This window comes from Proteus vulgaris, assembly GCF_011045815.1.
GTDB classification, from domain to species: domain Bacteria; phylum Pseudomonadota; class Gammaproteobacteria; order Enterobacterales; family Enterobacteriaceae; genus Proteus; species Proteus vulgaris_B.
In genome coordinates this window covers 2,207,485-2,219,586 of sequence record NZ_CP047344.1, presented here as the reverse complement: position 1 = coordinate 2,219,586, position 12,102 = coordinate 2,207,485, and the positions used below count along the sequence as shown (strand labels likewise).

The following is a 12,102-nucleotide window of genomic DNA, read 5'->3' as shown; positions in this document are numbered from 1 at the left end:
GTGTCAAGATGAAAAATTTTTTTATTCTGTTATTTATATTGATAACGCCTTTTACAAATGCCAGCGTAGTGCTAGAACGAACGCGTTTAGTTTTCCCTGCTGACCAATCAACGATATTATTACAAATAGTTAATCAAAGTGAGCAATCAACATTAATTCAAAGTTGGACAGATGAAGGAAATATTGCATCGACGCCAGAAACGACAACTGCGCCTTTTCTTGTTATTCCCCCTATGGCGAAAATTTCTGCAAATGGGGGGCTGCGATTAAAATTACAGCAACTTGATAATTCTTTACCACAAGATAGAGAATCTATTTTTTATTTAAATGTATTAGATATTCCGCCAAAGCCAGACAAGAAAGAAAATGTAAATACACTCCAATTAGCTTTACAGACACGAATAAAAATTTTCTACCGACCTAATCAACTTACATTAACGACCCACGATATTTTTAAACAGATTGAAATTACACAGAGCGCGCAATATTTAGAGATAAATAATCCTAGTGCTTATTTTTTTACTATTTCAAAGATCTATATTGATGATAAAGAAGCTCAACCTCTCATTAATGCTATTATGGTTGCACCATTTTCAAAACAAAAAATTCAATATCAAGGACAGGTAAATCCTCATCAGATTATGACTCTTGTTTATATTGATGATGATGGAAATTATCAGCAAGATGAGAAAAGGATGAAGAAATAGCGTTTTCATATCACGATTAAATAAAAAGGCTGCATATTAATGAGGGGCTAATATGCAGCCTGTACAGCCAACGTTTAATCTTTAATTTATTACTTAGCTTACGTCTTCATTATCCATAACATGGTGACGTTCAGCATGATAACCTTCTTCGTCATAGCCAAAGCGCCAATAAGGAATAGCATAAATTAAGCTACGATCGTAACCGTTATCACGACGAATATGACGTCTTAATGCACGAATAATTTTGTCTTCACCTGCAATCCAAAATGCCACATCTTCAGCAGGTAATTTCCAAGACATAAATTTATTAATTAAGTTTTCAGTTTGCTCTTCAACTGAGCCAATTAACCAGATTATTTCTAATCCATTAGGATGTTTAATTTCTTGGCGATGTGTTTCGTTTTCTACTCGTATAACGACTTTTCCTTGAACATTAGGTTGCATTGTTTCAATTAAAGCCATTAAAGCAGGTAATGAACTTGGATCGGCTGCCATATAGTAATGTGATGCAGGAGCTAATAAGGGATCTGGGCCACCTGGATTAGTGATCCCAATATAGTCGCCTTGCTTTGCATTTAGCGCAAAATGAATAGCTGGACCAGCATCGTTATGAACGGCAAATTCAATGTCTAACTCTTTTTGCTCTGGGCGAATAGCGCGGACACTATAAGTCCGTACAATCGATCTTGGTTCGCCTTCAGGCCATTTGGGACCTTTTTCAGAAAAACCCGGTACTGTTGGCTTAACTTGGCCTTCTAATGGTAAAAATATTTTTAGATGTGCGCCCGCAGTATCAGCTGGGTAGTTATCTAAATCATCACTAGTAAAGGTAATGCAGCGCATTCCTGGAGTGACATCAGTAATACGTTTTACTTGAACTAGGCGAGGAGGAGCTGGTTTATAAATATTTTTTTCTTGAGGTGTTTTTGGGTTACTCACGTTTTTTTACCTGACTCATTTAATTATTTTTTCGATGTAGATATTATCATTTTCAATTAATAATGATAGTCATTATCAACATTAACTTTAATTTAGTAAAGTGAGGTGTATGTTTTACTTATCATTGTGTGATTAGGCTCAAATTACAATCAAGAAAAAAACTTAAAAATCAATGTAATAAGCTTAAGATAATAATTAATAAATATTAATTATAAAAATGAGAAGAAAACAAAAACACTAAAATGTAATGTGGTAGGAGAGGATTGGTGTTATTTTTTTGAAAAAAGGAATGGTTTTAGAGAGTTGAAATAAATGCGGAAAAATCAATAAATACAGTGAGTAAACTTTAAAATATTATACTCACTGTATTTTTATATGATGTCAGCAATAGATTAAGCTTTAGGATCTGGGCCAAATCTATTGTCGCCTTTAGTTCCTTCTAGGCACATAAAGACAAAAACAATTAATCCACCAACAGCAGGAATAAATGCAAGTAAGAACATCCAACCTGATTTATCTTGGTCGTGAAAACGACGAATAGTGACGGCAAGGCTAGGTACAATAATAGCTAAAGAATAAATACCGATAATAATACCTACAATTGAACCTAATGAACTCATTTCACCAGTGTTCATATCTATTGATGACATTAAAATAGCGTATAGAACAGTAATGATAATGGTATTTACCAGAGTAAACATCCAATATTCTTTTCTGCGAGCACGGCCTGAAAAGTTAGCGTAATTATTTTTAATGACTTCCAAATACCAATTCATGACTTCATCCTTAATTTAGTAGCAACAATACGTAAGCCTAGTTTAGGTGATCTTTCTTAGCAATTAAGATAATTCTAAATTATCAAAATACATTTTTAAAAAGACATTATGACCATTCCCTCTATTTTATAGGGATATGAGCTTAATTTTTAAGTTAATCAAATAGGTAATATCTACATGATATACAATATACGTCTTTATAAACTAATACTGATGTGGAGAGCTAAGTGGCGGGTATCATAATTACTTTAGAAATTGAATTCAACAAGTACTCTATTTTATTTCTAGTGAAGATAGCTTTTTATAGGATTGTTTATATCTTTATTTATCGACATAACATAATAAAAAAGAGTTTATCCCTTACTACTGATCAAAAATGATGTATTTATAGTTATTTTATCAATGTGTTTGATTTAATTTTAGTTAATTATGGAAAATAAAAAGGGCTAAAACAATATCAGCCCTTTGTGTTTATTTTTACCGTCGTGCGGTACTGTTTTTATATTGCTGTGTGTGTTTTGCCTTTACTTCACTTTCATTCCCGCAAGCGTCATTAAGAATCGAAAAAGAGAAGAAACCGCAAATAAAGCTAAAACACTACAAAACCAAATTGTAATTAGCCAGCCCCATTTTTTTAATAATGAGGGTTTGCTTTGTATTTGTGGATCAGTGATAGCCTTCTTCATAATTGGTTTTTCCTCTGAAAACGTAATAACTCCAGAATGTATAAACGAGAATAATTGGAATAATAAAGAGCGCGCCAACTAACATAAATCCTTGGCTTTCTGGTGGTGCCGAAGCAGCTACAAAACTAACGGCAGGCGGAATAATGTTAGGCCAAATACTGATGCCTAATCCGGCAAAACCTAAGAAAATTAAAGCCAATGCCCCAAAGAAAGGAAGATAATGTCCTTGTTTTTTTATCGAGCGCAAGATCAGCCATGAGCTGTATAACACTAAAAGTGGAACGGGTAAAAAGAAGAATAAATTAGGTAACGTGAACCAGCGTTCAGCAATGGCTGGTTGTGCTAGCGGTGTCCATGCACTAACAACAGCGATCACAGCAAGCATTACCAGTGTCAGTGGTTTAGCAATTTTGTATAAATTTTGCTGTAAGTGGCCTTCGGTTTTCATGATTAGCCAACCACATCCTAATAAGGAGTAGGCAATAACTAAGCCAAAACCACAAAAGAGTGCAAAAGGCGACAACCAATCAAAATAGCTACCTGCAAATGTGCGATTAACAACAGGTAGGCCTTGAACAACGCTACCAACGACAACTCCTTGCATAAAGGTTGCTAGCATTGATCCAAAAATAAAGGATTTATCCCAAAAACCTTTGTGATTATTATCTGCTTTAAAACGAAATTCAAAGGCAACACCACGGAAAATCAGGGCAACAAGCATTAAAGTTAAAGGCATTGCTAATGCATCAAGAATAACAGCATAAGCAAGTGGAAATGCACCAAATAATGCAGCTCCCCCCAAGACTAGCCATGTTTCGTTACCATCCCACACAGGGGCTACGGTATTCATCATTAAGTCACGATCTTGGTCGCTTTTAATAAATGGATAGAGCATACCGATACCGAGATCGAAGCCGTCCATGACAATATACATTAATGTACTAAATACGATGATGATGAACCAAATAACGGGTAAATCAATTCCCATGATGAACCTCCGAAGTACCTTTACGGATCAGTCTTAACATATAGGCATATCCAACACCGAACACAGAGCCATAAACAACAAAGAAGATCAGCAGGCTTATACTCATATGCATTTCACCATGAGCGGAGACAGCATCTCGTGTTCGCTGTATGCCATAAACAACCCAAGGCTGGCGACCGACTTCTGTTGTAAACCAACCTGAAAGGATCGCGATAAGACCTGACGGTGCCATTAAAAACGTTAAACGTAAGAAGGTTTTAGATTCATAAAGTTTATTTTTATATCGCAGCCAAGTTCCCCAAACACCCACTAGGATCATTAACATCCCGAGGCCAACCATAATGCGGAAAGACCAGAAAACGATAAGTGAATTAGGCCTATCTTCTTTCGGAAACTCTTTTAATGCCGGAACCTGTTTTTCTAAGCTGTGAGTTAAGATCATGCTGCCAAGATAAGGGATTTCTATCTTATATTTGGTTTCTTCAGCATCCATATCAGGCATACCAAAGAGAATTAACGGTGTTGCTTCACCTGGTTTATTTTCCCAATGACCTTCAATGGCAGCAATTTTTACTGGCTGATGTTTTAAGGTATTTAAACCATGGACATCACCAATGAGAGCTTGAATTGGTGCTAAAATTAAAATCATCCACAAAGACATTGAAAGCATCTTTTTCATTGCTGATGTTTTATTGCCTTTAAGGAGATGCCACGCCGCGGAAGCAGCAATAAAGAAAGCAGAAGCAAGGAATGCGGCAACGCCCATATGAGCGAGACGATAAGGAAACGAGGGGTTAAAAATAACCGCAATCCAATCTACGGGGACAACTTGGTTATTAATGATTTCGAAACCTTGTGGTGTTTGCATCCAGCTATTTGATGCCAAGATCCAAAACGTTGACATCAGTGTGCCTAATGCGACCATACAGGTTGCGAAAAAGTGAAGTTTTTCGCCCACTTTATTCCAACCAAATAGCATTACGCCCAAAAATCCCGCTTCTAGGAAGAAAGCGGTAAGCACTTCATAAGTCAGTAAAGGGCCTGTAATTGAGCCGGCAAAGTCAGAAAAAAAGCTCCAGTTGGTTCCAAATTGATAGGCCATAACCAAACCAGAGACAACACCCATAGCAAAGTTAACAGCGAATATTTTTGACCAGAAATGAAATAACGCTAAATAATCCTTATTGCGGGTTTTTAACCATAAACCTTCCAATACGGCTAAAAAACTAGCCAATCCGATAGTAATAGCGGGGAAGATAATATGAAAAGAAACTGTGAACGCAAATTGGATACGCGCCAAATCGAAGGCACTTAACCCAAGCATAAAAACCTCGTTTTATTGATATGTAAATGTAAATTGCAGGTAAATCGTGTGGATTAGTAGACCATATGACAGTAAGCTATAATAGTGACAATAAGTTTAAAAATGACTATAACAGTTTTTGAGGTGAACAGTTTTATATGACTCGATATGAACAGCTTGCAGCGCAAATACGCCAACAGATTGAAGATAATATCTGGCAATCTGGCGACTGTTTACCTTCATTGCGGGATACGGTAAAACAATCAGGTTTAAGTTTAATGACTGTTTTACAATCGTATCAATTATTAGAAAGCCAAGGATGGATAACCGCGCGACCACAATCAGGCTATTACGTTGCACATCGTAATACACGCTTTGGCCAAGTAACAGCCAGTAAAGGGTTACACATGAGTGAAAATGTTGAGATTAGCACCTCCATTTTTAATGTGCTCCAAGCATGTAAAGATCCTGAGATTATTCCTTTTGGTTCAGCATTTCCCGATCCTAGTTTATTTATCCAACCTAAACTCAGTAGTGCATTAGCATCAGCAGCAAGACATTTAGCACCTCAAAGTTCAGTAATTAATTTACCACCAGGAAATGAAAAGTTACGCCGTAACATTGCGCAACGCTATGCATTGCAAGGTATTCATGTCTCTCCAGATGAAATAGTGATCACTGCGGGTGCAATGGAATCATTGAGCTTTAGTTTACAGGCAGTAACCGAACCAGGTGATTGGGTGGTGATTGAATCACCCGCATTTTATGGTGCATTACAAGCTATTGAACGTTTACGTTTAAAAGCCATTGCGATTAGAACAGATCCTATAACAGGAATTTGTTTAGAAGAACTCGAAAAAGTAGTGGATCAATACGATATAAAAGCGTGTTGGTTGATGAGTCATTGTCAAAATCCATTAGGTGGAACAATGCCTGATGAAAACAAAATAAGGTTGGTGGAAATATTAGCGAAAAAACAGATAACGTTAATTGAAGATGATGTCTATGGAGAACTCTATAACAGCCAAAAGGCGCCAATGCCAGTAAAAGGCTTTGATAAAACGAATAGCGTATTACATTGCGCTTCTTTTTCTAAATGTTTAGCTCCGGGCTTTCGCGTAGGCTGGGTTGCCGCAGGAAAACACGCAACAAAAATACAACAGTTACAAATGATGAGTACAGTTTCTGCGAGTATGCCGACACAGCAAGCTATTGCGGATTACCTATCACAAGGAGGCTATGATACGCATCTTCGTCGATTAAGATTATTATTAGAACAAAGGCGTTATCGCATGTTGCAAGCCATACAGGCACATTTACCTGAAGATGTAAAAGTGAATATTCCAACAGGAGGATATTTTCTCTGGCTAGAATTTGAATCAACATTTGATGCAAATAAACTTTATCACTTTGCATTGGAAAGAGGGGTCAGTATTGCACCTGGTTCCATGTTTTCCACCAGTTCTCAATTTAACCATGCTTTTCGTTTAAATTCTTCTTTTCAATGGAATAGCAGGACAGAAAAAGGAATGGAAATTATCGGTGAAGGATGTAGAAAATTACGACGTAAATAGCGGACGTTAGCGCACATTTTTTAAAGTTAGATATTGATTTATGAACGGTAATCTCCAATGATTAATTCTTAACCTCATTATCAGACTGACTAGCCAGATATTGCAGGAGGACACAATGAAGCTACGTTGTTTTGATCAACAAGAGTTACCGTTTATTCCATGGCGTAATCAAAAAGGCACAACCCAAGAAATTGTGTGTTGGCCAGTGAATAATGATTTTTCATGGCGAGCGTGTTTAACATCTATCGAAGATAATGGCTCATTAGGACAGTTTCCTGATATTGAACGGCAAATGGTGCTATTAGAAGGTAATGGACTTAATTTAAATAGCGCTGGATTTCTGAGTCATTCTGTCACTGATCCTTATCAACCTTTTGATTTTTCAGGTGATATTTATGTTAAGTCGGAGCTGATTAAAGGGGGCGTGAAATGTTTAAATATTATGGTACGCAGGACATGCTGGAAAGCAGAAACTACATTAGTAACACAACCCCTTATATTACCAAGCTCTCACGCGGGACTTATTTATATAACGCAAGGTGAATGGACTTTAACTGGCGCTACTTGTCAGCGTTTATCAAAAGGGCAAGGTGCATGGTGGTTGCCCGATATTCGAGAAGGTGAAATAAGACCGTTAACCGCAAATTGCCAATTATTATGGGCAGATATTCGACCACTAAAATAAAGGTATTTTTGTGGTCAAATATTGATTGAAATAATAAATGATGCTTAGGATTATGGCTAATTTAAAGCCAGATTAACGGCGGCAAGAGTGAGTAATCCACCAGCAATACCATCGTTATAACGACGACGTTTATCACTTAAACCACCTTTTAAGCTGACATAAGCAAAGAAGCTACCAAGAAGGCCATAAATAATTAAGCAAGTCGTGATAAATATCCCAGATAACAGTAATGATTGTGTTGCGACATCATTATGATTATCAATAAAGTTTGGTAAAATAGCGAGATAAACTAATAAACCTTTAGGATTAAGGAAACTGGTTAAAAAACCTTTACGAAATAGAGATGAAGCTTTAGTGGCATTAAGGACTAACTTTCCTTTTTTGCAGGCTGATATCAACATTTTAAGGGCAAGATAACTGATATAGGCAACACCGACCCATTTGAGTAAGTGAAATAAAATGGGAGATGTAGATACTAAGGCTGCAAGCCCTAAAGCACTCAGTAACGCATGGGTTAAATAACCGGATATCACGCCTGAATTCGCAATCCATGCTGATTTCATTCCTCCTGATAACCCTTGGGATGAGATAAAAAGAATATCAGGCCCAGGTGTACAGATAAGCGGTAGAACCGTCAGTGCGAATAATAATAAAGTGTTAAATTCCATCTTTTCACCTGATAGAGATAGATTAAGAGAAACATCGTTTTTGCTGTGAAATTTAGCGGAAAGATTATATGATGTTTTCGAAAAAATCGGGTTGCTTTGTTGCTAACAAAAAGAATTAATTGGCAATAAAATTCCACAAATAGAATTAAGGTTAATCTTTGATGTCAATAAAATTAGATAAGATAGATAAACATATTTTGCAGGTGCTTCAGCGTGATGGCAAAATTCAAAATATTGAGCTAGCAAAAGAAGTTGGACTATCACCGTCACCTTGTCTTCGCCGAGTGCGTTTACTTGAAGAGTCGGGAGTGATCACGCGCTACGTTGCTGTATTAGATGGTAGTATGGTTGATGCAGGTTTATCTTTATTCGCAAGGATCTGGTTTAGAGCACAGGATGCAGAAACGATAGAAGAATTTGTAAAGGCCATTAAGGTGTTACCTGAAGTGGTAGAATGCCATTTAATGGCCGGCGAGTGTGATGCGTTAATTCGGATAGTGACTAAAGATTTAGCAACATATCGTCGTTTTCATGCCGATTATTTAACACAAATTCCAAGCATCCAAAGTATAAAAACAGAAGTACCAATGGAAACGGTAAAAGTAAGTTTTGCTTTACCACTTTAATTTTTTAAATATTTAGAGTTATTTGATTTTTAATTATCACAGATATATTTAATAGAGAAAGCCTCAAGTTAAATCTTAACAGAGGCTTTTTATTGGCATAAGTTAAACTATCCAGCTTTTAATAAACCGATATATCTTTGGTGTATAAAGTAACATACAGAAAAATAATGAAGCACCAATAAAATAGAGATAAATCGACCAAGTACATAAAGAGACAATAATTAGCATTAATATGATAAGAATAACGATACAAAGTCTGATCTGGGTGAGGGTGATTTGACCCGCGCACGATAATAATTCACTAATTAATTCAAAAAGTTCTGATATCTTTTTCCTCAACATAAATCCATTTAATCAAAGTCAATATATTATTCTTGTTTATTACAATCTAATTGTTTATTTTTAAGTTATTTGTATTATTTTTTGTATACTTTTAGTAATAGAGTCAATAAATAACTCTATTACTACATTTGATCTATTATTTATATTATCAATAAAGAAATTTATTTTGTTTGAGATAAATTGGAAAATTCTTTTGTTACAATTTCAGCTGCTTTGGCAATAATATCTTTACGGTATTTCGCATTTTGTTCTTGTTGTGTGAAATAGACGACTAAAATTAATGGTGCATGGTTTTCAGGCCAAATAACGGCTATATCATTAGTTGTGCCATAATCACCACTACCGGTTTTATCTCCAACAATCCAATGTTTTGGTAAACCCGCTTTAATACTGTGATCGCCTGTTGTATTACCTTTTAACCAAGTAACAAGTTGTTGGCGTTGAGATTGGCCTAATGCGTCACCTAGTGTTAATGCTTGAAGGCTTTTGGCCATAGCAATTGGAGAGGTGGTATCACGAGGATCACCATGTATAGCTGTATTTAATTCAGGCTCTTTGCGATCTAGTCGATAAGTTACATCATTAATTGAACGTGCAAATTGAGTAACGCTGGAAGGCCCTCCTAAATAATCTAGGATTTTATTCATTGCTGTATTATCGCTATATTGCAAGGTAGCCGCACTTAATTGAGCCAGTGTCATTCCAGTTGCTAAATGTTTTTCTGTAATCGGGCTATAAGGGACTAAATCAGCTTTTTTGATGGTTATAGGGTTATCAAGCAATCCTGATTGTTTTTCACTTTCTTTTAAAACGGCAGCTACAGCCATAACTTTGCTGGTACTTGCCATCGCAAAGCGCTCATCACCACGATAAGTTACTTGTGAGTTATCTTTAGTATTAATTAACGCAACGCCTAAACGGCCTTGGCTATTTTTTTCAAGTGTCGTTAATTGTTCTTCAATAGTGCTATTTGTTTTAGCCCATAGCATGGGTGAAGCAAGTAGAGATATTAATGAAACTGCGATCACTGCGGTTTGACGGCATGTTGTTTTAAACATAGAAATGGATGCTCATATTAATTTAATAAAAAAAGTTAAATATAAATAGACGGTTATCGACAGTATGTGACGCTGTTTATTTATCAGGTGCAATATCCTATTTAATTGATTTATTGACAATCGATAATAAATCGCCTTAGCCTATAGAAAATCTAATGGCTAAGAATATTATGCGAACACATCTTCCCCTCAACGCACTACGCGCTTTTGAAGCATCCGCAAGACACCTTAATTTTACCAAAGCTGCATTAGAACTCTATGTCACCCAAGGCGCAGTGAGTCAACAGGTGAGAATGCTAGAAGAACGATTGGGCGTGATGCTTTTTAAGCGTTTGCCTCGTGGTTTGGAGATGACAGATGATGCACAGATCTTATTTTCGGTATTAACAACCGCATTTAGTGATATCGAACGGGTGTTTAAACAGTTCGAACGAGGTGAATATCGTGATGTTGTTTCGATTGCCACTGTGGGAACATTTGCTATTGGCTGGTTATTACCTCGATTGGCTGAATTTAAGCAACAATATCCAAGAATAGAAGTGAATTTAAGAACAAATAACAATGTGGTTAATTTGGCAACTGAAGGACTTGATTTTGCCATTCGATTTGGTGAAGGACTATGGCCTCTAACCCATAATAAAGCTTTATTCTCTGCACCATTAACAGTTTTGTGCTCACCAAAAACAGCAGAACGGTTACATTATCCAACTGACTTAATAAATGAAAACTTATATCGTTCTTATCGAGAAGATGAATGGTCACAATGGTTTGAAAAAGCAGATATATCGCCGATAAAAATAACAGGTTCTATTTTTGATTCTTCACGTTTAATGGTAGAAAGCGCGATTTATGAAGGTGGAGTTGCATTAGCGCCCGCAAATATGTTTTCAAGAGAAATAGAAAGCGGTCAGCTAATACAACCTTTTAAAATAGAAGTTGAATTGGGGAAGTATTGGTTAACGTATTTAAAATCAAAACCAATGACCGCATCAATGGAAATATTTCAGCAGTGGTTAATGAATGAAGCATTAAAAGAAAACAATAAAATATCTTAATTATCGTCAATATCAGATAAGGCTGTTGGATCAAAAAGGATCCGATGTTGTGATGGGTTTCGTTGACATAATAATTGGTGTCTTTTATTTTCTTTAGGGCCTATCATTCTTAATTTCATTTTGGAATTACACCATGGGCAATCACAAGTTATTCTTGTTAGATATATATCATCTCTCTCGTTAGTTTCTAAGTTAACTAAACCAATAAGATGCTGAAATCTTGAACGTTTAATATATAATCCAATAGAAAGCATCATTATAAAAAAAACAGTAAAAATTGTTGTAGTAATTTGTGTTATAGCGTTGTTTGAAGGAAATGATAAATAAAGACTAAGTATACTAGCAATGCTACCTATCGATCCTAGGCTAACAAAAGTAGTTCGTTTGGCTAAAATCTTATTTTTTGACCAGAATGGCTTAATGAAAGAACGTGTTAAATTAAGGGTTGAGGGATCAACTTTATCAGAATACGTATACGTGTCACCAATATGAATATTATTATTTTTTATTTCAGAGTTAATAGCATTAATGTTGTTATCTCTAGAGGTGATGGAGTTAACATCTTTAGCATAACCACAGGAAGAGCAAAACTTATCAAGTTCTGATGTTTTATTTCCGCAACTTTTGCAAAATGACAATTAAACCTCCTAATATAAAATATTATCTATTATTTAATCGTTAAATAAATTTAAGTA

Annotated in this window: 13 protein-coding genes; 5 read left to right on the top strand and 8 right to left on the bottom strand. The window is 35.8% G+C overall.

Going from position 1 to position 12,102, the window contains the following annotated elements; all coding sequences use genetic code 11:
- Window positions 1–8: 8 nt before the first annotated feature.
- On the top strand, window positions 9–707 hold the full coding sequence (locus tag GTH24_RS10495; RefSeq protein WP_164526380.1) for a fimbrial biogenesis chaperone: 699 nt from the start codon (window positions 9–11) through the stop codon (window positions 705–707).
- Between the two features lie 93 nt (window positions 708–800).
- On the opposite strand, the gene GTH24_RS10490 is transcribed toward GTH24_RS10495, so the two are convergent.
- From GTH24_RS10490 to GTH24_RS10470, 5 genes are all read right to left on the bottom strand, one after another.
- Window positions 801–1,646 carry a siderophore-interacting protein gene (locus GTH24_RS10490; RefSeq protein ID WP_164526379.1) on the bottom strand — a complete coding sequence of 282 codons (846 nt, stop codon included), beginning with the start codon at window positions 1,644–1,646 and terminating at the stop codon, window positions 801–803.
- Window positions 1,647–2,038: 392 nt separating this feature from the next.
- Window positions 2,039–2,422, bottom strand: a complete 384-nt coding sequence (locus GTH24_RS10485; protein ID WP_072068260.1) for a DUF805 domain-containing protein — start codon at window positions 2,420–2,422, stop codon at window positions 2,039–2,041.
- A 524-nt stretch (window positions 2,423–2,946) separates the two neighbouring features.
- Entirely contained in the window at window positions 2,947–3,108 is a 162-nt protein-coding gene (locus GTH24_RS10480) for a DUF2474 domain-containing protein (protein ID WP_072068259.1), read from the bottom strand.
- Window positions 3,089–4,096, bottom strand: a complete 1,008-nt coding sequence (gene cydB / locus GTH24_RS10475; protein WP_072068258.1) for a cytochrome d ubiquinol oxidase subunit II — start codon at window positions 4,094–4,096, stop codon at window positions 3,089–3,091. Before cydB ends, GTH24_RS10480 begins: the two co-directional genes overlap by 20 nt.
- Window positions 4,086–5,420 (bottom strand): cytochrome ubiquinol oxidase subunit I, encoded by a 1,335-nt coding sequence (locus GTH24_RS10470; protein WP_164526378.1) that lies wholly within the window; start codon window positions 5,418–5,420, stop codon window positions 4,086–4,088. The genes cydB and GTH24_RS10470 overlap by 11 nt, the downstream gene beginning before the upstream one ends.
- A 137-nt stretch (window positions 5,421–5,557) precedes the next feature.
- Here GTH24_RS10470 and GTH24_RS10465 point away from each other — a divergent pair, with 137 nt between their 5' ends.
- Entirely contained in the window at window positions 5,558–6,973 is a 1,416-nt protein-coding gene (locus GTH24_RS10465) for a PLP-dependent aminotransferase family protein (protein WP_164526377.1), read from the top strand.
- A gap of 115 nt (window positions 6,974–7,088) precedes the next feature.
- Window positions 7,089–7,658: a HutD/Ves family protein gene (locus GTH24_RS10460; protein ID WP_164526376.1), complete on the top strand. Its 570-nt coding sequence runs from the start codon at window positions 7,089–7,091 to the stop codon at window positions 7,656–7,658.
- Between the two features lie 56 nt (window positions 7,659–7,714).
- Here the strand turns inward: GTH24_RS10460 and GTH24_RS10455 are convergent, their stop codons facing one another.
- Window positions 7,715–8,326 carry a LysE family translocator gene (locus tag GTH24_RS10455; RefSeq protein ID WP_164526375.1) on the bottom strand — a complete coding sequence of 204 codons (612 nt, stop codon included), beginning with the start codon at window positions 8,324–8,326 and terminating at the stop codon, window positions 7,715–7,717.
- A gap of 161 nt (window positions 8,327–8,487) precedes the next feature.
- Between GTH24_RS10455 and GTH24_RS10450 the strand changes: the two genes are divergently transcribed.
- The gene (locus tag GTH24_RS10450; RefSeq protein ID WP_036936508.1) at window positions 8,488–8,952 is read left to right on the top strand and encodes an Lrp/AsnC family transcriptional regulator; all 465 of its coding nucleotides are present in this window, start codon (window positions 8,488–8,490) and stop codon (window positions 8,950–8,952) included.
- A 503-nt stretch (window positions 8,953–9,455) separates the two neighbouring features.
- Here the strand turns inward: GTH24_RS10450 and bla are convergent.
- Complete coding sequence (gene bla / locus GTH24_RS10445) at window positions 9,456–10,352, bottom strand: class A beta-lactamase (RefSeq protein WP_164526374.1); 897 nt, start codon at window positions 10,350–10,352, stop codon at window positions 9,456–9,458.
- Between the two features lie 170 nt (window positions 10,353–10,522).
- Here bla and GTH24_RS10440 point away from each other — a divergent pair, with 170 nt between their 5' ends.
- Window positions 10,523–11,407 carry a LysR family transcriptional regulator gene (locus tag GTH24_RS10440; RefSeq protein WP_164526919.1) on the top strand — a complete coding sequence of 295 codons (885 nt, stop codon included), beginning with the start codon at window positions 10,523–10,525 and terminating at the stop codon, window positions 11,405–11,407.
- Here GTH24_RS10440 and GTH24_RS10435 read toward each other — a convergent pair.
- A complete protein-coding gene (locus tag GTH24_RS10435) occupies window positions 11,404–12,045 on the bottom strand; it encodes a hypothetical protein (RefSeq protein ID WP_164526373.1) in 642 nt (213 codons plus the stop codon). The two genes, GTH24_RS10440 and GTH24_RS10435, sit on opposite strands and share 4 nt — an antisense overlap.
- Window positions 12,046–12,102 lie beyond the last annotated feature (57 nt).